Annotated in this window: 21 protein-coding genes; 14 read left to right on the forward strand and 7 right to left on the reverse strand. The window is 46.1% G+C overall.

All coding sequences use genetic code 11. From position 1 onward, the window contains the following. The first annotated feature begins 224 nt into the window (after positions 1-224). Both BC643_RS15130 and BC643_RS15135 read left to right on the forward strand, forming a co-directional pair. Positions 225-1,694, forward strand: a complete 1,470-nt coding sequence (locus BC643_RS15130; protein WP_120273876.1) for a RimK family protein — start codon at positions 225-227, stop codon at positions 1,692-1,694. After that, positions 1,691-2,143 carry a GNAT family N-acetyltransferase gene (locus tag BC643_RS15135; RefSeq protein ID WP_120273877.1) on the forward strand — a complete coding sequence of 151 codons (453 nt, stop codon included), beginning with the start codon at positions 1,691-1,693 and terminating at the stop codon, positions 2,141-2,143. Before BC643_RS15130 ends, BC643_RS15135 begins: the two co-directional genes overlap by 4 nt. Positions 2,144-2,211: 68 nt before the next feature. Here the strand turns inward: BC643_RS15135 and BC643_RS15140 are convergent, their stop codons facing one another. From BC643_RS15140 to sppA, 5 genes are all read right to left on the reverse strand, one after another. Beyond that, positions 2,212-3,168 (reverse strand): pyridoxal-phosphate dependent enzyme, encoded by a 957-nt coding sequence (locus BC643_RS15140; protein WP_120273878.1) that lies wholly within the window; start codon positions 3,166-3,168, stop codon positions 2,212-2,214. An 11-nt stretch (positions 3,169-3,179) separates the two neighbouring features. Then, positions 3,180-3,881, reverse strand: a complete 702-nt coding sequence (locus tag BC643_RS15145; RefSeq protein ID WP_120273879.1) for a PrsW family glutamic-type intramembrane protease — start codon at positions 3,879-3,881, stop codon at positions 3,180-3,182. A 2-nt stretch (positions 3,882-3,883) separates the two neighbouring features. Further along, entirely contained in the window at positions 3,884-4,696 is an 813-nt protein-coding gene (locus tag BC643_RS15150) for a purine-nucleoside phosphorylase (protein WP_120273880.1), read from the reverse strand. After that, complete coding sequence (gene lpxK, locus BC643_RS15155) at positions 4,641-5,741, reverse strand: tetraacyldisaccharide 4'-kinase (RefSeq protein WP_120273881.1); 1,101 nt, start codon at positions 5,739-5,741, stop codon at positions 4,641-4,643. Before lpxK ends, BC643_RS15150 begins: the two co-directional genes overlap by 56 nt. A 140-nt stretch (positions 5,742-5,881) precedes the next feature. Next, on the reverse strand, positions 5,882-7,645 hold the full coding sequence (gene sppA / locus BC643_RS15160) for a signal peptide peptidase SppA (RefSeq protein ID WP_120273882.1): 1,764 nt from the start codon (positions 7,643-7,645) through the stop codon (positions 5,882-5,884). 91 nt (positions 7,646-7,736) lie between these two features. On the opposite strand from sppA, the gene folK reads away from it, so the two are divergent. The 7 genes from folK (at position 7,737) to BC643_RS15195 (ending at position 13,277) form a co-directional block, all read left to right on the forward strand. After that, positions 7,737-8,225 (forward strand): 2-amino-4-hydroxy-6-hydroxymethyldihydropteridine diphosphokinase, encoded by a 489-nt coding sequence (gene folK, locus BC643_RS15165; protein WP_120273883.1) that lies wholly within the window; start codon positions 7,737-7,739, stop codon positions 8,223-8,225. 120 nt (positions 8,226-8,345) lie between these two features. Then, complete coding sequence (locus BC643_RS15170; RefSeq protein WP_120273884.1) at positions 8,346-9,575, forward strand: LL-diaminopimelate aminotransferase; 1,230 nt, start codon at positions 8,346-8,348, stop codon at positions 9,573-9,575. 85 nt (positions 9,576-9,660) lie between these two features. After that, a complete protein-coding gene (locus BC643_RS15175; protein WP_120273885.1) occupies positions 9,661-10,275 on the forward strand; it encodes a MarC family protein in 615 nt (204 codons plus the stop codon). 101 nt (positions 10,276-10,376) lie between these two features. Beyond that, positions 10,377-11,153 carry a carboxypeptidase-like regulatory domain-containing protein gene (locus BC643_RS15180; protein WP_120273886.1) on the forward strand — a complete coding sequence of 259 codons (777 nt, stop codon included), beginning with the start codon at positions 10,377-10,379 and terminating at the stop codon, positions 11,151-11,153. Between the two features lie 117 nt (positions 11,154-11,270). Beyond that, positions 11,271-12,092, forward strand: coding sequence for a pseudouridine synthase (locus BC643_RS15185; protein WP_120274311.1), 822 nt, complete (start codon positions 11,271-11,273; stop codon positions 12,090-12,092). 38 nt (positions 12,093-12,130) lie between these two features. Further along, positions 12,131-12,619: an RNA polymerase sigma factor gene (locus BC643_RS15190; RefSeq protein WP_120273887.1), complete on the forward strand. Its 489-nt coding sequence runs from the start codon at positions 12,131-12,133 to the stop codon at positions 12,617-12,619. 1 nt (position 12,620) lies between these two features. Then, the gene (locus tag BC643_RS15195; protein ID WP_120273888.1) at positions 12,621-13,277 is read left to right on the forward strand and encodes a hypothetical protein; all 657 of its coding nucleotides are present in this window, start codon (positions 12,621-12,623) and stop codon (positions 13,275-13,277) included. 4 nt (positions 13,278-13,281) lie between these two features. Here the strand turns inward: BC643_RS15195 and BC643_RS15200 are convergent, their stop codons facing one another. Further along, positions 13,282-13,539, reverse strand: a complete 258-nt coding sequence (locus BC643_RS15200) for a hypothetical protein (protein ID WP_120273889.1) — start codon at positions 13,537-13,539, stop codon at positions 13,282-13,284. Between the two features lie 237 nt (positions 13,540-13,776). On the opposite strand from BC643_RS15200, the gene era reads away from it, so the two are divergent. The 3 genes from era (at position 13,777) to BC643_RS15215 (ending at position 17,916) form a co-directional block, all read left to right on the forward strand. Continuing rightward, the gene (gene era, locus BC643_RS15205) at positions 13,777-14,661 is read left to right on the forward strand and encodes a GTPase Era (RefSeq protein WP_120273890.1); all 885 of its coding nucleotides are present in this window, start codon (positions 13,777-13,779) and stop codon (positions 14,659-14,661) included. 129 nt (positions 14,662-14,790) lie between these two features. Continuing rightward, on the forward strand, positions 14,791-16,101 hold the full coding sequence (gene der / locus BC643_RS15210; protein ID WP_120273891.1) for a ribosome biogenesis GTPase Der: 1,311 nt from the start codon (positions 14,791-14,793) through the stop codon (positions 16,099-16,101). A gap of 216 nt (positions 16,102-16,317) precedes the next feature. After that, positions 16,318-17,916 carry a SulP family inorganic anion transporter gene (locus BC643_RS15215; protein ID WP_120273892.1) on the forward strand — a complete coding sequence of 533 codons (1,599 nt, stop codon included), beginning with the start codon at positions 16,318-16,320 and terminating at the stop codon, positions 17,914-17,916. A 68-nt stretch (positions 17,917-17,984) separates the two neighbouring features. Here the strand turns inward: BC643_RS15215 and BC643_RS15220 are convergent, their stop codons facing one another. Beyond that, positions 17,985-18,752 (reverse strand): TIGR00266 family protein, encoded by a 768-nt coding sequence (locus BC643_RS15220; protein WP_120273893.1) that lies wholly within the window; start codon positions 18,750-18,752, stop codon positions 17,985-17,987. A 335-nt stretch (positions 18,753-19,087) separates the two neighbouring features. On the opposite strand from BC643_RS15220, the gene BC643_RS15225 reads away from it, so the two are divergent. Further along, positions 19,088-19,795 (forward strand): 3'-5' exonuclease, encoded by a 708-nt coding sequence (locus BC643_RS15225; protein WP_120273894.1) that lies wholly within the window; start codon positions 19,088-19,090, stop codon positions 19,793-19,795. 240 nt (positions 19,796-20,035) lie between these two features. Then, positions 20,036-20,737, forward strand: a complete 702-nt coding sequence (locus BC643_RS15230) for a 3'-5' exonuclease (RefSeq protein WP_170154573.1) — start codon at positions 20,036-20,038, stop codon at positions 20,735-20,737. Positions 20,738-20,749: the final 12 nt, after the last annotated feature.

Here is a 20,749-nt window from a genome sequence, read left to right on the forward strand (position 1 = left end):
TTGGGTGTTCGTTCGCACTCGAAGTTTTTCATCAAAAAAATATTCTCAGGTGAATAATAAGTCAAGAAAATGTTTACACTTGTATTCCCGGTTTTTAGAAATCGAACTTCTTTTAAAAATTTGATTGTCAGACAAATGTGGTTGTCAAGTTTTATTTGCAGAGTTTCTGCTACCGGACATGTAGTGGTAATCTTTTTAAATGATTTTCTTTTTAGAACAGAACAATGCAATCAACATTAATCCTGGTCGATTCGATAGACCAATGGAGACCATACTACGAAACCGAAACTTTAATTACAGCTGCCGATTATTTGCAGGATGACGAATTGAGCAAACGTCCTTTATTGGTCATAAACCTGTGCGGCACCATGAATTATCATTCCGAAGGCTACTACTGTTCGCTGCTGGCACAGGCACGCGGGCACAAAGTTTTACCGGATGTGGACGTTCTGAACCGGTTGGAAAACGGCGCGTTGATGCGGATGGACGACTCGTTGCAAAAAGTTTGTTACAAATGGATGCAGTCGAAGGATTCGGGCGCTGAATCGTTTGATGTTGACATCTACTTTGGCTTGACAAAGGATCCGGAACTGGCGAAGATTGCACGGTTCATTTTCGAACAACTGCCTTGTCCGCTGATCCGGGTAACGTTGGCGAACCGGGCGAAGAACCAGATCGAGTCGGTGAAGGTTTTAAACCTGAAGGAGCTTTCGGAGGACGACGAAGATCTTTTTGCCAATGCATTGGACAACTTCAACAAGCGAATCTGGCGCCAACCGCGTCACCACAAAGCCTTTCGTTTCGATTTGGCCATTTTGCATGACCCTGCAGAGCAGTTGCCTCCGAGTAATAAGGCTGCATTGAATAAATTCATTAGTCAGGCGAAGAAAATGAATATCAACGCCGAACTGATTACCGAAGAAGATACAACCCGATTGCTGGAGTTCGACGGTCTTTTCATCCGCCAAACAACAGCATTGAACCATATAACTTATCGGCTGTCGCAAAAGGCACACCAAGCTGATATGGTCGTAATCGACGATCCGTTGTCGATTATTCGTTGCACCAATAAAGTTTACTTGAAGGAACTATTGGATCGTGAAGGAATTCCGACACCCAAATCGAAACTGATTTTCAAGAACAACCTGATTTCGTATTCAGAATTGACCGAATGCCTCGGAACGCCAATTGTATTGAAGATTCCGGATGGGTCATTCTCCATTGGAATGTACAAGGTGAGTAACGAAGATGAGCTGAAGGCGGCGATGGAAAAGCTTTCTGAAAAGACTTCCGTGTTCCTGGCGCAAGAGTTTGTTCCAACGCCGTTTGACTGGCGGATCGGAATCATCAATGGTGAGCCCCTTTACGCTTGTAAGTACTTTATGGCGCGCGGCCACTGGCAAATTTATAATCACGAAGGTGCCAAAACGAAATCGGGCGCCTGGGAATCGGTGCCGGTTGGCAAAGTACCCAAGCATGTGGTTCGCAATGCGGTAAAAGCTGCCTCGTTGATTGGTAAAGGATTGTACGGTGTGGATGTCAAAGAAGTCGATGGGAAATCGCTGGTTATTGAAGTGAACGATAATCCTTCCATCGATCAGGGGGTTGAGGACGATATTTTAGGCGACGCACTGTATCGTCAAATTCTGCGCGAATTTGTTACCCGTATGGAACAAAAAGGCCGGAAATCATGAGTCAACAGCAGGTTGAAGAAGCCCAAAAAACTGATTTGAAAGAGTTGTTCCGTTTGGAACAGCTCTGCTTTGATGCAGAAGCTTTTTCGCGGCGACAGTTGCGTTACCTGTTAACGCAAGCTAACAGCGATTTCCTGTTGACGCGTACCGATGGTCAAATCAGCTCCTTCATGATTCTGCTGAAAAAGAAGAACAGCTTCGGCATGCGTTTGTACTCGATTGCTGTTTCTCCCTTGTTCCGCGGAAAAGGTTTGGGCCAGTTGATGCTCGATGAAGCGATTAAACGGGCGGCTGCCAATGGGTTCAAATATCTCACGCTAGAAGTGAGTGAAGAAAACAAAGCGGCAGTTAGTCTATATCTGCGACAAGGATTTGAAGTGTTTGGAGAACGGCGTGCTTATTACAAAGACGGCAGTAAAGCTTTGCTGATGCGAAAAGCAACAAACTAAAATCCGAACTTTCGTACTCTCTGCTCTTCGCCCTTCGCTCTTTGCCTCTTGCCCTTCGCCCTCTGCCGCTACACAAACTCGTGAAATGGCAGTTTCTCCAGATCAACGTTTCCACCACTCAGGATGATACCAATTTTCTTGCCCCTGTAATCAAATTTGTTTTCGAGAATCGCAGCCAAAGGTACAGCGCCGGATGGTTCAACAATGATTTTCATGCGTTCCCAAATCATACGCATGGCACGAACAATGCCGCGCTCCGACACGGTCACAATCTCGTCTGTTTTACGCTGGATGATGCGGAAGTTGATCTCGCCAACCGAGGTCAAAAGTCCATCGGCAATAGTTTTCGGATTGACAGACGGAATCAGTTTTTTTTCGTGAAACGATCGGTAGGCATCGTCGGCACCTTCAGGCTCGGCCCCAATAATCATTGTTTTCGGACTCATTGCGCGCGTGGCAATTGACGTACCACTTAAAAGTCCGCCACCACCTACGGGGCACATGATAATGTCGAATGGCCCATTGTCTTCAATTAATTCCTTGGCTGCAGTACCCTGCCCGCAAATAACATTGAAATTGGTGTACGGATGAATTTCGCGGGCACCGGTTTCAACCGCAACATTAGCTAAGGTCGTTTCACGGGCTTCCAGCGTTGGCTCGCAAAAAGTGATTTTGCCGCCGTAGCCTTCAACAGCCTGCCGTTTGATGGTTGGAGCAGTTCGCGGCATAACAATGTAAGCCGGAATTCCGCGCATACTCGCCGCCAATGCCAAGGCTGCAGCATGATTACCCGATGAATGCGTACAAACGCCATTGGCAGCCTGTTCGTCAGTCAGCGAAAATACGGCATTGATGGCTCCTCTGAATTTAAAGGCGCCGACCTTCTGGAGGTTCTCGCACTTGAAATGGAGTTCACAGTCCAGAATCCGGTTCATGGTTGAGGAGCTGAGTACGGGAGTACGATGCACAAAGGGTAGAATTCGTTCGTGCGCTTGTTCAATATCAGTAAATTCAGGGAGTTTCATCTTGTTGAATGTTAATTGTGTTTGAGCGGATCTTTCGAGTTATAGTCGAAACGAAAGACAGAACTATCGGAAAGCTCCCGCATCTTTTTCAAACCAAAGCGCCACATCCAAATGACGAAGGGGATGAAAAGCAGGAGTAACAATTGTTGTTGGGACATCAGGATAAAGTCGTAAATGCCGTGCAGCAGCATGGGGACCAGTAGTGCCATGCGAATCATCGCCGGTCGCCGGTCGGCATAAAAGCGCGCCATACCGAAAAAGTAGCCCATGCTCACACCAAACAGGAAATGAGCTGGAACAGCAGTCAGTGCCCGGGTGATTCCAACGCCGTGCCCATAGTTTAACACGTACATCACATTCTCAACTCCCGCAAAACCGAGTGAGATGAAAACGGCGTACACGATCCCGTCAAACTTTTCGTTGAAATCCCGGCTTTTCCAAATGAGGAGGTACAGGAAGATAAATTTGAAAAGCTCCTCTGTGAAAGCGGCCACCACGAATGCATTCCAGAATGCCCGCAGATACCCGCTAAACAGATCAATAAAGCCCATCAGAAAGCGCTCAACAAAAAGAACCGGGATGACAGAAATGGCACCCAGTGCCAATGCTTTTAACAAAAGCTGCCAGGGTTCTTTCTCATATTTGTCGCGCAGCCAGATGTAGGCTAGTAAAATGGCTACCGGGGCCAGGGCAATCAGCAGGAGGCTATTCATGCTTAAATTTCTTCAATCAGTTGTTTCAGGATTTGGGTCATGAATGGTTCCGATTTCATCGCGACTTCCTGAACTTCCTCGTGCGAGATTTCCACGATTTCTCCAGGAACGCCGCTGTCGGTCACGATCGAAATCCCAAAAACTTTCATGTTCATGTGGCGTGCAACGATCACCTCAGGCACGGTTGACATACCCACCACGTCGCCGCCCAGAATGCGGAACATTTTATATTCGGCCGGGGTTTCGAAGGTCGGACCTTGTACGCCAACATAAACGCCTTCCTTGATTTCAATCTTGTTTTTAAGGGCGATGAACTTGGCTTTTTGGCGCAGTTCCTTGCAGTAAGCCTGGCTCATATCGGGGAAACGAGGTCCCAGTTCTTCAATATTTTTACCGTGCAACGGGTGCTCCGGAAACATGTTGATGTGGTCGTTGATAATCATCAAATCACCGATCTTGAAATCGGGATTCAGACCGCCGGTAGCGTTGGACACGAATAGATACTCGATCCCCAGTTTTTTCATGACACGAACCGGGAAGGTTACTTCTTTCATGTTGTAGCCTTCGTAGTAGTGGAACCTGCCTTGCATGGCCAAAACCTGCTTGCCACCAAGCTTTCCTGAAATTAGATGGCCATTGTGTCCCTCGACGGTGGAAACCGGAAAGTTGGGAATTGCCTCGTAAGGGATTTCTTTTTCAACTTCGATTTCCTTGGCTAATCCGCCCAGTCCTGAGCCCAGGATGATGCCGATTTCGGGTTTACACTGTATTTGTTCGCTGATGTAGTTTGCGGTTGCTTCGATTGTCTTTAACATAGCCTACAATTTTTTTGTTGAAACTTTTTCCTTCGTTATCCAGGAACTTAATTTCAACCGGTATATAGAATAAACTTGCTTTCACGTCATCGCTGAGTCCTTCTGCAAATCGTAGCCGGACGGCATCTTTTTCCGTCGTTAGGATGAAGGCATTTTTTGTTTTATGCGCTCCAAACAGCTGTTCGATTTCCTTAAAGTCCCGATTTGTGAAGTTATGATGATCACTAAACACGATTTCGTCCAACAGGTTTGATTTTGATTTTAAATAATCGCGGAACGGAGCGGGATTAGCAATGCCAGCCAGCAGAATACTGTTGGTGTTTCCCTCTTTAAAGTTTGGAGTTTCTTTTGCTTTTTCGGGGAAAACGGGCTGCGGTTTGCCATAGGCCATCGTGGTGAAATAGAGCGACTGGTAGGGACGCAGGTTCACGTTCTTCATGATGATCCGGCGGGAAATCGGCGTTACTTCGTCGGGACACTTGGTGTAAATAATGATGTTGGCGCGGCGGCGTTGGTGAACACGTTCGCGCAGGCGGCCCATTGGCAGCAGGTGATCTTCCTCAATCGGGCGGTTATAATCGATGAGCAGGATGTTGATTCCGGGTGTTACTTTCCGGTGTTGGTAAGCATCGTCCAGTAAAATCACATCCGGCGAATTGGTCTGATCTTTCAACAAAGTCTCAATTCCATGAACTCTGTTCTCATCAACAGCAACGGTTGCTTCGGGGTATTTCTGCTTAATTTGAAGAGGTTCGTCTCCTACGTTCTGAACGTTCGACGTTTCCTGAACCAGGAAAAATCCTTTCGTTTTCCGCTTGTATCCGCGACTCAATGTTGCCACCTCCACTTCATGCTTTCGCAGGAGTTTCACCAGGTATTCGGTATGCGGTGTCTTCCCGGTTCCTCCAACCGTAATGTTCCCGATGGAAATGACGGGAATTTCGAATTCGGTGGATTTGAATACTTTGGAGTCATAGAGCATGTTCCGGATGTAAACAATTAGTCCGTAAATTAAAGAGAGTGGATATAGGAGAATTTTCAGCATAAACTCGTTTTGTATGGCGAATTTATCAAAATGAATTGAAATAAAAGAAGCTACTCCTAAGGGGTAACTTCTCTTAAACGTATTTTATTGTCCTAAAATCTTATTTGTGCGGGAGTTAGCATTTGTTGATCCCGGAGGTTTTACTCAAATTTAATATCGTAAGGCATTCGAGCCAGGATACCTTTTGAGTTCACCACATTCTTGAGCTGTTCATACAATTTGTACTGGTCGCCCAATTCGCGTTCCATGAAGAAGCTTTGAGCCTCACCTGTTAAATCCTTCAGCAATTCTTCCAGTGGATCTTTCAACTTGGGAAGTTTGGTGATTCGGTAATCTTCCAGTTTGGCCATTTGAGCAGCCAGTTTCACCGCATCAGTTACACCACCGTACAAATCGACCAGACCGATTTCCTTCGCATTTGATGATGCCCAAACGCGACCCTGCCCGATTTCGTCTACTTGTTCTTTGGTCATGGTGCGGCCATCGGCAACACGACCAATGAATGTATCGTAACCACGCTCGATGTAAGCTTGCATTTTCGAACGTTCGAAGCCAGTCAGCGGCCGGGTAACCGAAAGAAGATCTGAATTGGCATTTGTAGAAACCACATCTTCGGTAATACCAAGCTTATCATTCAGCAGTTCTCCGGCGTTCGGAATCATCCCGAAAATACCGATGGAGCCGGTAATTGTTGTGCGATCGGCCATGATGGTGTCGGCAGCGGCAGAAATATAGTAACCACCGGACGCTGCGACGTCGCCCATGGACACGATAACCGGTTTGGTTTCTTTGGCAAGTTTCACTTCGCGCCAGATAACTTCCGATCCGTAGGCGCTTCCTCCCGGAGAATTCACACGCAATACAATTGCTTTGATGGAGGAATCGCGACGTGCTTCGCGGATAGTTCTGGAAAGTGCTTCGGATTTGATGCCGTCAGTGTCGGTTCCGTCAATGTCGCCTTCGGCATAAATAACAGCGATCTTATCGCGGATCAAACCTTTGCCTGAGCTTGCCGGAACTTTGGCATATTTGTCTACACCAATCGCCGGAACATCGTCTTCCATGTCAATTCCGGTTAGTTCTTTCAGGGTGTTGATCATTTCGTCTTTGTACATCAAGGTGTCGATCAAGCCGGCTTTCACCAGTTCTTCGGCAGGCATAAACATGGTCACCGAGTCGGCCAGTTGATTGATTGCCTCCGGACTTAGTTTGCGTGAGGCAGCGATATCTTCGACCATGGCCGACCATACGCTGTTGAGGTATGTTTGCGTTTGAAGCTTATTCTCCGGGCTCATATCTTCCCGGATGAAGGGCTCAACAGCTGCTTTGAATTTTCCGTGACGGATGATTTGCATTTCGACCCCCAATTTTTCCAGGGCTTTTTTGTAGAAGGTGCGCACGCTGCTTAAACCTTTCAATTCGAGCATTCCTTGCGGATTTAGCGCAATTTGGTCGGCAACCGACACCAGGTAATAGGCTTTTTGTGAAAACGAATCGCCGTAGGCATACACAAATTTGCCCGACTCTTTAAAGTCGATCAGTGCTTTCCTGATTTCTTCGACCGTGGCAACCCCTGCCTGAATGCCGCTTGGACACAGGTAGATTCCTTTGATTTGGTCGTCGGTTTTTGCTTTCTCGATGCTCTCCAGGATGTTGTCTAATCCTGTTTTTCCGCTGCTGTAAAAACCATTAAACGAAAAATCGTCGAAGGGAGTGTTGGCGGCTCGCTCGACGATTTCATTTTTAAAATCGAGTATCAAAACCGAATTATCTTCAACGACAACCGGCTTGTCGGTATATGACATGATTGCCGAGAAAACGCCGATTAACAGGAAAAAACCGACAATACCGGCAATGATCAAACCGACAATTGTTGCCAGCATGTACTTTAAAAAATCTTTCATATTCGTGATTTATTGTTTTGTGTTTGTAGCTTTGTGGCGCATATCCTATTGGACACGAATTTACTAATTTCATTACAATTTTGTTTAGAAGATGGCGAAGCTTTTTTTACTGTTGGGAGGCAACCTGGGGAACAAAGAAGAGATTTTTGGAACCGCGCGGAGAAGATTAGGTGAAGAGTTAGGAGCCATCGTTCAAACCTCATCGGTTTATGAGACCGAGCCTTGGGGATTCGAGTCTGAAGACATGTTTTGGAACCAGGTGCTTGTGATCGAAACAGGTTTGACGCCCGAGGAAGTGCTGGTTCATACCAAGGCAATTGAACTGGAACTGGGCCGAATTCGGAAAGCAGCCCGCTACAGCTCCCGACTGATTGACATCGATTTGCTTTTCTATGACGACCTGGTGCTGCACGAGCCCAATCTGGAGCTGCCTCACCCCCGGATGATCGACCGCCGTTTTGTGCTGGAGCCGCTGGCCGAAGTTGCCTCTGAATTCATTCACCCGGTATTCAAACAGAATATTATCAGCCTGCTGGAGGAATGCAGCGACGAATTGCAGGTTAAACGTTTGATTGATTAGGACTTTCTGTCCGTCGATTTTACACATTCCGTTTTTTCTTTCCCCGGCTATTTGTACCTTTGTGCTCGCTAAACAGTGGCATTCTGTATTAAGAAATTCATTATAAATACTCTAAGATAAATGGCATTAATTAACGAAAACTATTTGAAGCTGAAAGCCGGCTACCTGTTCCCGGAAATCGGCCGTCGCGTGAAAGAGTTTGCTGACGCAAACCCGGACAAAAAAGTGATCCGCATGGGGATTGGTGACGTAACACAACCATTAACACCAACTGTATTGAAAGCATTTCACGATGGTGTGGAAGAGATGGGTGCAGCGGCAACTTTCCGTGGTTACGGACCGGAGCAAGGGTACGACTTTCTGCGCGAAGCGATTGCCAAAAACGCTTACCAGGCAAATGGTATCGATATTAAAGCAGACGATATCATCGTTTCGGATGGTTCGAAATGTGACACTGGTAACATCCAGGAAATTTTTGGAAGCGACAATAAAATTGCGATTTGCGACCCGGTTTACCCGGTTTACGCCGATACAACGGTGATGAGCGGAAAAACAGGGGAGTGCGCAACAAACGGTTACTACTCAGGTATCATTTACATGCCTTGTACCGATGCCAACGGTTTCATCCCGGATCTTCCGTCTGAACGTCCCGACCTGATTTTCCTTTGCTATCCGAACAACCCAACCGGAACAGTTGCTTCGAAAGAAGAATTGGCCAAATGGGTGAAATATGCTAAAGAAAACAACAGCATCATCCTGTTCGATGCGGCTTACGAAGCTTTCATTACCGAGGCTGGTATCCCTCGTTCGATCTACGAAATTGAAGGAGCCAAAGAAGTAGCGATCGAATTCCGCAGTTTCTCTAAAACGGCCGGTTTCACCGGAACACGTTGCGCATTCGTTGTTATTCCTGAAGAGCTGAAAGCTTTCGATAAAGCTGGTAACGCACACTCGGTGAAAAAACTGTGGTTGCGTCGTCACACCACGAAATTCAATGGTGTTTCGTACCCGGTTCAAAAAGCGGCTGCTGCTGTTTACTCCGCTGAAGGTCAAAAAGAAGTAAACGAAGTTGTTGCTTACTACATGGAGAACGCCCGCATCATGCGCGAAAGCCTGAGCGCTGCCGGTTATCCCGTGTTTGGTGGCGTTAACGCACCGTACATTTGGGTGAAAACCAAAGGCGGAATGAAGTCGTGGGATTTCTTCGATAAAGTATTGAACGAAGCAAACGTAGTTGGAACTCCGGGGTCAGGTTTCGGACCTGCCGGCGAAGGCTACTTCCGTTTCTCAGCCTTTGCAGATCGCGCCAGTGTGATCGAAGCAATGGAACGCGTAAAAAATCTGAGCTAAGATGAGCTCAACTCAAAAATAAAATGAACCCTGGCCGCAACGCCGGGGTTTGTTGTTTTAGTTTCCATCCCAAAAGAAATGCAAAATGGACCATTTACTGACTTACACGTTGACCGTTTTCACTGGTTTCTTCGCCATTATGAACCCAATCGCCAATACTCCAATTTTTTTGGGTTTAGTGGAAGGTGAAAACAGCAAAACAAAAAAGAAAATTGCCAAGAAGGCAACTGTTATTGCTTTCCTCATTGTTGCCGTGTTTGTGATCGTGGGCAAGTATATTTTCGAGTTGTTTGGAATCACTGTCCCGGCATTTAAAATCACCGGCGGAATCCTGATCTTTTTTGTCGGTTTCGAAATGTTGATGTCGCGGAAATCGAAAGTGCACAATACGCAGGACCCGGACGACGGAGAAGCGATTGCCGTTTCACCATTGGCCATTCCGATCCTGGCAGGACCGGGGACAATTGTTACAGCGATGAACAATGTGACCGATGCAAACTTTATACATATTGGGATTGTCATTGCGGTTTTTGCGGTGATGGCGTTGCTGACTTACTGGGCGTTCACACTTAGCGATTTGATTTTGGAAAAGTTGGGCAACAGCCTGATTTCGGTAATTGGGAAAATCATGGGATTGATTATTGCCATTATCGGAACCGGAATGATTGTCGAGGGCATTAAGCTGTCTTTCAATCTTTAACAGGCAACATAAGTTTACAAATCCCTTAAATCTTGTTAAATATTGCCGGGCACGGTTCTTGTCGGGCGAAACAAGTTTTTAAATCTCTATTTTTGTGACCTATGCGAATTCTATTTGGTTTGATCATCTTGTTTTGTATCGGGTTGCCCCGGGCCACGCAGGCTCAGGACGATCTGATTGATCCGGTATTGATCTATCTGAAAGCGCGTTTGGTTGACAAGGAAGATGGCGCTCCGGTAGGATATGCGCACGTGGTGAACATGCGAAATCGCGGAGGGACAACCACTGACAGCAACGGTTATTTTTCGATGGAGATGCTGAACGTCGACAGTTTGGGCATTACGGCCATGGGTTACATGAAAGAATACGTACACATTCCGGTGACTTACAACGAGGACAGTGTACTCACGGTTTATGCCCGCCCGCTGCGGATTGCCATTGGCGAGGTGAAAGTAACCGGCGAGGGAAAGAAAGTGAATATGGATGGCGTTTCAACCGGGAAACCCTCGGACATTCCGGCCGAGTTGAGAGGAGATGCTTTTAATAAAAAGCCGTCATTCCTGGCTGCTATTTTCTCGCCCGCTTCATTTATGCAGTATCACCTTAGTAAGCGTGAAAAGGAAAAACGCGAAGTTCGTGCCACGATGATTAGCGATGCGCAATGGGAACGGCTGTCGCAATACTACAATAAGGATGTGGTCATGGCGCTGACTGGGCTGAATGAGGCTGACGCAGATTCGTTCATGATCTACTTCAACCAAAAAAGTGTATTGACGGCTCACTCGCGCGAATACGATGTTCGCGAAGCCATTCTGAAACAATACGAATTGTACATGCGCGAGAAGCTTTTCGAAGGTGAAGAGCCAAAGTCGAACTAGCTAAAATCCCGTTTTTCTAAATTTCATACTCCCGTGTACGAGCTTCTGTATGCGGATATTCCGGCAGCTTTTTTATTCGCATATTTTTCCGACCTTTGTCGCAATTCAGAAGACGTTATGAGAAATCCAAAAAATACGGGTGACGGCAAGAAATTTGGCCGTAAACCTCAGTCGCAGGAAAAGTCCTTTCAATCGGAGCCGCGCAAACTTTCAGTTGTTAAAAAAGGTGACGAACAAATCCGTTTAAATCGCTACATCGCTAACTCGGGCATTTGCTCGCGCCGCGAAGCCGACAAGTTAATTGCTTCGGGCGAGATTACGGTAAACGGTGCGGTTGTGACCGAGCTTGGCGCCAAAGTGAGTAAAAGAGACGAGGTGCTTTACAAAGGTGAAGCGTTGAATGTAGAGAAGAAAGTGTACCTGCTGCTGAATAAACCCCGTGGTTTTGTAACGACGCTGGATGATCCGCACGCCGAGCACACCGTGATGGAGTTGGTTGACAATGCCTGCCCCGAGCGTATTTACCCGGTTGGTCGTTTGGATAAAGAAACTTCGGGCGTTTTGCTGTTCACCAATGATGGTGATCTGGCGAAAAAGCTGACTCACCCGAGTTACGAGAAGAAGAAAATTTACCACGTTTTTCTGAATATTGATTTTAGCGAGGAGCATATGGAGCAGATCAAAAACGGGATCGAGCTCGAAGATGGCTTCATTAAAGCGGATTCGATCAGCTTTGTTGATCCGGCCGATAAGAAACAGGTCGGCATCGAAATTCACTCGGGCCGGAACCGGATTGTGCGCCGTATTTTTGCCCATTTCGATTACAAAGTGGCACGCCTCGACCGCGTATTTTTCGCCGGCTTGACCAAGAAGAACCTGCCGCGGGGAAAATGGCGTTTCCTTTCACCCAAAGAAATCAGCTACCTGAAAATGAACTGATGTAACAATTTTGACTTTTCAAGACTAATCAAATCGAGTTGGAAAAAGAATTCGTCAAAATAATTACAGAAAACCAGGGAATCATACACAAGGTATGTTCTGTTTATTGTGACTCGGAGGAAGATCGCCGCGATCTTTTTCAGGAGATTCTTACCCAATTGTGGAAGTCTTATCCGTCTTTTCGGCAGGAGGCTAAATTCACCACCTGGATGTACCGGGTGGCATTGAACACAGCGATCACCACCTTCAAAAAAACGAAACGGCAGCCCGACCAAAGTGGTTTGACCATAGAGAATGTGCAGCTGGCTAACGAAGAATACGACCCGACGACTGATGAGCAAATGCGTTCGTTGCATCAGGCTGTTGCCCGTTTGAGCGGCATCGAAAAGTCGATTATCCTGTTATTTTTGGAGAACAAGAGCTACGAAGAGATTGCCGAAATTACCGGCATAACGCAGAATTACGTTCGGGTGAAGATGAACCGGATTAAGAATAAGTTGAAGAAACAAATGAATACGGAAGGTTAACATGGAACTGGATCAACTGAAAAATGCCTGGAACAAGTACACAAGCTCGGATGCTGATAAGCACCGGGTTGGTGAAGATGAAGTTCGCCGGATGCTCAAGGGCCGAACCAAGGGCTTGATTGCCCGAATCGACCGGAACGTTCGCACTGGCTTTGGTGTGATGGTGGCGCTGGTCTTGTTTTTTCTGATCGACGATTTTTACCTTACCCCAACTTTTGGCGATGGCGTTGAAGTGCCGTTGTGGATTTACCTGATTGATGCATTGAATACCTTCTTCCTGCTGGGAACTTTCCTCTATTTCTGGGCGCAGTATCGCAATGTAAAAAAGCACTACTCGCAAAGTAACGATATGCGGGCTGTGTTGACTTCTTCCGTGCAGCTTTTGGGAACTTTCCGCCGCTTGTTTTACAGTGCGTTGAGTGTGTTGCTACTGGTCATTGTTGTTTCTGCCTTGGCAGGCTTCTTTGCCAATCCGGATTTGCGAAGCGAGGAGATGCTGGCTGAAAGAAATCAAACACTTGTATTTGGGAGTCTGGCTATTTTGTTGGGCATAATTGGCCTGATCTTCATTGTTTTCCATTGGGGATTCCGAAAACTTTATGGCCGGTATATTCAGCAGCTCGAAGAAACGCTGGCAGAGTTGGATGAGATTGAGTAGTCAATTAGCCGCGATAAAGATCCACGGTATCACAATTTTTCTTACGCTTCAGTTTTTTATAGTTCAGTGCAATGCCAATTCCGATGATATAAGGTAACTTGGGTTCTAAATGAATCGCGGACCAGAAGTTGATGTTTCGAAACGGAACTCCACCAAAGAAATCTCCGAGAGGTATGTACAAATCGAACAGCATAAATATCACCGTCAGGGAAAAGATGCTGATCAACGTACTGATTGCAAAATATTTGAGTTTACTTTTCATAAATTGACCTCTCGTCGGTACCATAGTTCGGCTCAGCAAGTTAAGACAAAACAATCAGATATAAAACACTAAAGAATAAATTTTTAGTTAAATAATTTTAGGTGCTTTCAATGTTGTGAACGTATGTTTTTAATTTAGCTTTTAGCCAATAAAAATCCGGTGAGAGGAGAACTTTCTGCTGCAATTCAATTTATTGATTATCTTTGCGGCGATTTTAAAACATTCATTTTTAAATAAATGGCGCATAAATCAGGATTTGTAAATATTATCGGGAACCCGAACGTCGGGAAATCAACCATTATGAATGCCTTGGTAGGCGAACGTCTGTCTATTATTACCAAAAAAATGCAGACAACCCGCCACCGGATTAAGGGGATTGTGAATGGTGAGGATTTCCAGATTGTGTATTCGGACACTCCCGGGATTTTGAAACCGAACTACAAGTTGCAGGAGTCGATGATGAGCTTTGTGAATACGGCTTTGATCGATGCTGACGTGATTTTGTATGTGACAGACGTTGTGGAGAAGGCGGACAAGAACAGCGAGTACCTGGAGAAAATCCGCAAGTCGAATGCGCCGGTGATGGTTTTGATCAATAAGATTGACCTGTCGAACCAAGGGCAGGTGATGGAATTATATAATTACTGGAAGGACATGCTGCCTGCAGCCGATGTGTTCGCCATTTCGGCGACGGAGAAATTCAATATTGCCCCTATTTTCGACCGGATTATTGAGTTGCTGCCCGAAGGTCCTCCGTATTTCCCGAAGGATGAGTTGACCGATCGCAACGAGCGTTTCTTTGTCACCGAAATTATCCGCGAGAAGATTCTGCTGAATTATCAGAAAGAAGTTCCTTACTCGGTGGAAGTAGAGGTCGAAGAATTTAAGGAAGAAGACAAGATTCTGAACCTTCGTTGCGTGATTCACGTGGCTCGCGATAGCCAGAAAGGAATCATCATCGGACACCAGGGAAAAGCCCTGAAGAAAGTGGCCACGGAGTCGCGGTTGGATTTGGAGGAATTCTTCCAGAAAAAAGTTTTTATGGAATTGTATGTAAAAGTTAGCAAAGACTGGCGGGATAAAGACCGTATGCTTGGCAACTTTGGCTACGATTTCCAATAGCCGGTGATCATTGTTCGGTGTTCAGTCGCATTGGCAGAACTCGAAACTTGAAACACGAAACTTGAAACTGATTTTAGAGGAGGGCAGATGGTTTGGCCGGAAGCCCGGAACATATAATTAAAAAAAGCAATGAGCAATATTGTAGCAATAGTAGGAAGACCGAACGTTGGAAAATCAACTTTCTTCAACCGATTGGTGGAGTCCCGTCAGGCCATCGTTAACGAAACAGCCGGGGTGACCCGCGACCGGAACTATGGAAAGTCGCTTTGGAACGGCAAAGAGTTTTCGGTGATCGATACCGGTGGTTATGTGGTGAATTCGGACGATGTGTTTGAAGGAGAGATCCGCAAGCAAGTGGCGTTGGCAATTGAAGAAGCCGACGTAATTATGTTTGTGGTTGATGTTGAGGGAGGTATCACCGACCTGGACCAGGCCGTGTCTAACATCCTGCGTCGCGTTGAAAAACCGGTTTTCCTGGTTGTAAATAAAGTCGATAACAACCAACGCGTCATGGAAGCCAATGAGTTCTATGCGTTGGGATTAGGAGATAAATTGTATCCCATTTCGGGGATGAACGGTAGTGGAACCGGCGATTTGCTGGATGATGTGGTGGCCGCTTTCCCAAAGATTGAACGGGAAGAAGTGGAAGAAGGTATTCCTCGCTTTGCTGTGGTTGGCCGTCCAAACGTTGGAAAATCATCCTTCATTAATGCACTGACCGGAGTTGACCGCAACATCGTGACTGATATTGCCGGAACAACCCGAGACGCCATCAACACCCGTTACAATAAATACGGGCACGATTTCTACCTGGTGGATACTGCCGGTTTGCGCAAAAAAGCAAAAGTACGTGAAGATGTCGAATTCTATTCGGTGTTGCGTTCGGTACGTGCGATTGAAGAAGCCGACGTTTGTTTGGTGATGATTGATGCTACCCGTGGCGTTGAGGCACAGGATGTCAACATTTTCAACCTGGCTTTGCGTAACAAAAAAGGTGTTGTGCTGTTGGTAAACAAGTGGGACTTGATGGAGAAGGACAACTACTCAGTGAAGCAATTCACGGAAACCATCCACGAGCGCATTGCACCGTTTACCGATGTGCCGATCATTTTCATGTCGGCCATGACTAAGCAGCGTATTTTTAAAGCACTGGAAGTAGCCGTTGAGGTGTACCAAAATAAATCACAAAGGGTGAAAACTTCAACCTTGAACGAGGTATTGCTTGCTGCTGTAGAGAAGTACCCGCCACCGGCATTGAAAGGAAAATTCATTAAAATTAAATACGTGACGCAGCTGCCAAGTCCAACGCCGTCGTTTGCGTTGTTCGCCAACCTGCCGCAGTACATCAAAGATCCGTATAAACGTTACATTGAAAACCAGATTCGCGAGAACTTTAATTTCTCGGGAGTTCCAATCCAGGTTTTCTTCCGGAAAAAGTAGAATACACAAAAATGATATGCCGAATCCGATCTGTTTTCAGGTCGGATTTTTTTTGCCTTGCGAGTTGAAACCGTCCTTTCAAAATGCAATGATCCAACGGTTTTCGGTATTAAGCCTTTATTAACATCTCATTAAGAAATATGGAGCGAGGCCTATTAAAGAGCAGAAAGTCTATTTTTGTCCGCTCAACCAAATGTTCTGTGAAAAAATTACGACATGAAATATAAGTTCAATTTTATTGATAAAAAGCAGGGGAGTATCAAAGATGATATCCTCTCGGGTTTGACAGTTGCTTTGGCTTTGGTGCCTGAGGCTGTTGCGTTTGCATTTGTGGCGGGTGTGTCGCCAATTATTGGTTTGTACGGTGCCTTTATGATGGGGTTGGTAACTTCCATTTTGGGTGGACGCCCCGGAATGATCTCAGGAGCAACCGGAGCTATGGCCGTGGTTATGGTGAACCTGGTTCGTGAGGGAAATGCCATGGGCGCTGCCGGCGACAACATGGGCCTGCAATACCTGTTTGCCACTTTGTTGCTGGTCGGTGTGCTGCAAATGTCGGCCGGTTTCCTGCGTTTGGGGAAATTTATCCGCCTTGTTCCGGCTTCGGTAATGATGGGCTTTGTGAATGGTTTGGCAATCGTGATTTTCCTTTCGCAACTCAACATGTTTAAACTGGGTGGCGAGTGGCTAACTGGTCCGTCACTGTGGACAATGCTTGGTTTTGTTGCGTTGACGATGGCCATCATGTTCCTGCTGCCTAAAATCAGCAAGGCGATACCAGCTGCTTTGGTCGGTATCCTGGTTGTTTCGGCGATCGTTATTTTCGGCGGAATTGAGACCGAAACGGTCAAATCATTTATTCAGGCCGGTGGCGGAACAGGTATCAAAGCAGGCTTGCCGAGCTTTCACGTTCCGGTGATTCCGTTGAATTTTGAAACGTTGAAATTCATTCTCCCCTACGCGATTATTTTAGCTTCGGTTGGTTTGATTGAATCACTGATGACTTTGAACCTGGTTGACGAGTTGACCGAGACCCGTGGTAGCGGTAACCGGGAGTGTGTTGCTCAAGGTGCTGCGAACTTCATCAACGGACTGTTTGGCGGTATGGGCGGTTGTGCCATGATTGGCCAAAGTATCATCAACATCAAGTCGGGTGGGCGTAATCGCTTGTCGGGAATTGTTGCCGCAGTTTGTTTGCTGGCCTTCATCCTTTTTGCGTCGGCCTATATTGAAATGATTCCGATTGCAGCCTTGGTTGGTGTGATGTTCATGGTGGTGATCGGAACGTTTGCCTGGAACACCTTCCGGATTATGGATAAAATTCCGTTGGCCGATTTGATCGTGATCATCCTGGTGACTGTTCTCACGGTAATTTTTGACCTGGCGATCGCGGTATTTGCAGGTGTCATTGTTTCGGCTTTGGTTTTTGCCTGGGAAAATGCTGTTCGCATTCGTGCCAACGAGTCGGTTGACGAACACGGAATCAAGCACTATAAAATTGTTGGCCCGCTGTTCTTCGGTTCAACCACGCTCTTCAATCAAAAATTCAATGTGCAGGACGACCCGAACGAAGTGATTATCGATTTCAAAGAATCACGCATCATGGACCAGTCGGCAATTGAGGCCATCAACAAGGTGGCCGAGCGCTACCAAAAGGAAGGCAAGACCGTTCACTTGCGCCACCTGAGCCGCGACTGTACACATTTGATCCGGAAAGCTGAAAAGATTTGTGATGTGAACATTGTTGAGGATCCAAACTACTTTGTTGCGATTGACCACTACAAAAAGCTGACTAGCGAAAGTTCGGCTTCGTAGTTTAAATTATAAGATATGAAAAACCCGGTCTGTCAATTGACGGACCGGGCTTTTTATTTGCTAGTCTGTTAATCCTGTAAAAATTGGTTCAGTAAGCCGCCTGATTCTTTGCGTTGGTTACCACCGCGTGGCGACAACTCTGCAATCAGTTTACGAATAGGCATGGACTGCAGCCAAACTTTACCTGTTCCGCGAAGTGTTGCCAGGAAGATTCCTTCACCCCCGAAAACCATACTGCGCAGTCCACCTGCTTGTTCAATGCTGAAATCGATTCCCGGCTCGTAAGCCACAATACAGCCTGTATCGACACGGAGTACTTCGTTATTCAAATGACGTTCGATAACTGTTCCGCCGGCATGGATGAACGCTTTGCCGTCGCCTTGCAGCTGCTGCATGATAAATCCTTCGCCCCCAAAGAAACCGGCACCCAGTCGTTTGTTGAAGGTGATCGATATTTTTGTTCCCAGCGCAGCGCAAAGGAAAGCATCCTTTTGAACGATGATTCGGCCTCCCATTCGTGCCAAGTCCATTGGTATGATAGTGCCGGGGTAAGGCGCCGAAAAAGCAACGTGTTTTTTGCCCCAACCCTGGTTTGCAAAGTGGGTCAGGAAAAGCGATTCGCCGGTGATCAGGCGGGAACCGGCACTAAGCACTTTGTCGAAAAAGCCGGCACGCGGATTGGAACCGTCGCCCAGCTTCGCTTCAAAGCTGATTCCGTCTTCCATGTACAGCATGGCGCCAGCTTCAGCAATGACGGTTTCCCCCGGATCAAGTTCGACTTCAACTAATTGTACATCGTGTCCGATGATCTTGTAATCAATTTCGTGTGATTGCATGGTATTTCAGTTTTTGATGTTTTCTGCTTACGAATTTATAAAATCGTTCGGCTCTGGCAGTCTGTTTTCGATAAATGGAGGCTGACAGCAGGTGAATGGGGAAATCGGTTTGGGAATTGGTGCGGGCTGAATCGATCTCAGACGAAAATTTCAAGCGAAGTCAGAATGACATAAAGGTTTTAAATCGCGACTTTGATTTATTTAATGTAATGTCAATGTTAATAAAATTAACCCAAAATTACGTTTGCGGTAAATCTTGAGTCATTCTGTAAAACCGGCGTTTGATGAGTTGTTTAGTTCGTAATTTAGGTTATCAATGTGAAAATGGGACTAGTATGAATGATTACATTTTATTCATCGATATTGAGACGTCGGATATGCCGCAGCGGTGGAACGCACCGACCAAAAAAGTTGATGAATGGCCTTACATTTTGCAGGTGGCATGGATTGTTTGCAGGGATAACGGAGAGCTCGTAAAGCGGGAGAATTTTTACATTGCCCAGCCGGATTTGGAGCAGGAAGAAATCATTTCACGACTCAGCGGGATCACCCCTCAGGAATACCAGGTTATGTCGGCGAACCGGAAAATTGTGTTGAATACCCTCGCCGCCGATTTTCAAATTTACAAGCCTTTGATTGTCGGTCATTTTATGGACTATATTAAACGGATGCTGGAGGTTGGGTTCGAGCGGGAACAGATTAATCGCAACTTTCAAGGCTTGAAGAAGTTCTGCACCATGATTCGCACGGAGCGCAAAAACACGCACATTTTCGGCGGCAAGAAATATTTGGGATTGCATGAGCTGTACGAACATCTTTTCGATAAAAAACTCCCCGCCCAAAAGAATGCCAATGTTGACGTTGAGGCTTTGATGGACTGCTTTTTTGAATTGGTGAGACGCGGTAAAATTACCGATCGCAAGATTGACAAGCAGAAGTTAGGAACGACAAGACGCTGGGAACTACCAATCGGCTTGGTTATTTTTATCGCAGTCATCATGGGGGCGAGCCTGTTTCTTGTGCTTCACTTTTTTATAAAATAATCGACACTCTTTTACAGGCTACGTTTTTTCGTTCATCGAAATTTTATTCCTTTTCCGCTCAACCGTTTTGGCCTCATTCCGGGTGCTGAAATAAATTGGAACAGGTTTCGTTTTTCGGGAATTCCGGTTAAAAATGGCAGATCGCACGTTTTGTTAAAACTTGCTGGTTCTTGCTATGCTGTGTTCTTAAGTGATGTAGATAGTTTGTACCTTGGGCGTACAATACCAGACCGAATGCTTATGAACGACTACATCTTATTCATCGATATTGAAACTTCTGATATCCCCAAACGCTGGAACGCGCCAACTGCCAAAGTGGATAAGTGGCCGTTTATTTTGCAAATAGCCTGGATTGTTTGCGAGAAAAGCGGGAAGGTCATCTCAACTCACGATTACTACATTCGCCATAAAGACATCCCAATGGGGGAAATGGCTTCCTTGTTGCACGGAATAACTCTAGAACTACTGGAGCATAAAGGAGAGGAGCGCAGGATTGTGTTGAATAAACTGGCGTCCGATATCGAACTTTACAAACCACTGATTGTCGGCCATTTTATTGAGTTTGACAAGCGCATGCTGGAAGTTGGTTTTAGCCGCGAGGAACTGAAGCGAAACTTCGATCATCTTCCGAAGTTTTGTACCATGCTGGTTACCCGAAGGTCGAAGGACATTTTTGGGGGCAATTCATACATGCGGCTCGACGAGTTCTACCAATCGCTGTTTAGTAAATCGATGGAAAACCAGCACAATGCACTTTACGATGCCAGTGCTACCAAGGATTGTTTTTTCGAGTTGGTGCGCCGCGGCGAAATTACAGACCAAACTATTCAGAAACAGAAACGAAACCAATCGCCCAAGCGGGAATTACCGATGGGTTTGGTAATTTTGTTCGCAGTCGTAATCGCTTCGGCAGTTTTCTTTGTTCTCTATTTTATCAGGTAGAATTTAGGGCCC

It is taken from the genome of Mangrovibacterium diazotrophicum (assembly GCF_003610535.1).
GTDB classification, from domain to species: Bacteria; Bacteroidota; Bacteroidia; order Bacteroidales; family Prolixibacteraceae; genus Mangrovibacterium; species Mangrovibacterium diazotrophicum.

Excerpts from the sequence above, each read along its gene's own strand:
- BC643_RS15130 (WP_120273876.1), top strand. The coding sequence starts at position 225 with ATGCAATCAACATTAATCCTGGTCGATTCGATAGACCAATGGAGACCA.
- BC643_RS15135 (WP_120273877.1), top strand. The coding sequence starts at position 1,691 with ATGAGTCAACAGCAGGTTGAAGAAGCCCAAAAAACTGATTTGAAAGAG.
- BC643_RS15140 (WP_120273878.1), bottom strand. The coding sequence starts at position 3,168 with ATGAAACTCCCTGAATTTACTGATATTGAACAAGCGCACGAACGAATT.
- BC643_RS15145 (WP_120273879.1), bottom strand. The coding sequence starts at position 3,881 with ATGAATAGCCTCCTGCTGATTGCCCTGGCCCCGGTAGCCATTTTACTA.
- BC643_RS15150 (WP_120273880.1), bottom strand. The coding sequence starts at position 4,696 with ATGTTAAAGACAATCGAAGCAACCGCAAACTACATCAGCGAACAAATA.
- lpxK (WP_120273881.1), bottom strand. The coding sequence starts at position 5,741 with ATGCTGAAAATTCTCCTATATCCACTCTCTTTAATTTACGGACTAATT.
- sppA (WP_120273882.1), bottom strand. The coding sequence starts at position 7,645 with ATGAAAGATTTTTTAAAGTACATGCTGGCAACAATTGTCGGTTTGATC.
- folK (WP_120273883.1), top strand. The coding sequence starts at position 7,737 with ATGGCGAAGCTTTTTTTACTGTTGGGAGGCAACCTGGGGAACAAAGAA.
- BC643_RS15170 (WP_120273884.1), top strand. The coding sequence starts at position 8,346 with ATGGCATTAATTAACGAAAACTATTTGAAGCTGAAAGCCGGCTACCTG.
- BC643_RS15175 (WP_120273885.1), top strand. The coding sequence starts at position 9,661 with ATGGACCATTTACTGACTTACACGTTGACCGTTTTCACTGGTTTCTTC.
- BC643_RS15180 (WP_120273886.1), top strand. The coding sequence starts at position 10,377 with ATGCGAATTCTATTTGGTTTGATCATCTTGTTTTGTATCGGGTTGCCC.
- BC643_RS15185 (WP_120274311.1), top strand. The coding sequence starts at position 11,271 with ATGAGAAATCCAAAAAATACGGGTGACGGCAAGAAATTTGGCCGTAAA.
- BC643_RS15195 (WP_120273888.1), top strand. The coding sequence starts at position 12,621 with ATGGAACTGGATCAACTGAAAAATGCCTGGAACAAGTACACAAGCTCG.
- BC643_RS15200 (WP_120273889.1), bottom strand. The coding sequence starts at position 13,539 with ATGAAAAGTAAACTCAAATATTTTGCAATCAGTACGTTGATCAGCATC.
- era (WP_120273890.1), top strand. The coding sequence starts at position 13,777 with ATGGCGCATAAATCAGGATTTGTAAATATTATCGGGAACCCGAACGTC.
- der (WP_120273891.1), top strand. The coding sequence starts at position 14,791 with ATGAGCAATATTGTAGCAATAGTAGGAAGACCGAACGTTGGAAAATCA.
- BC643_RS15215 (WP_120273892.1), top strand. The coding sequence starts at position 16,318 with ATGAAATATAAGTTCAATTTTATTGATAAAAAGCAGGGGAGTATCAAA.
- BC643_RS15220 (WP_120273893.1), bottom strand. The coding sequence starts at position 18,752 with ATGCAATCACACGAAATTGATTACAAGATCATCGGACACGATGTACAA.
- BC643_RS15225 (WP_120273894.1), top strand. The coding sequence starts at position 19,088 with ATGAATGATTACATTTTATTCATCGATATTGAGACGTCGGATATGCCG.
- BC643_RS15230 (WP_170154573.1), top strand. The coding sequence starts at position 20,036 with ATGAACGACTACATCTTATTCATCGATATTGAAACTTCTGATATCCCC.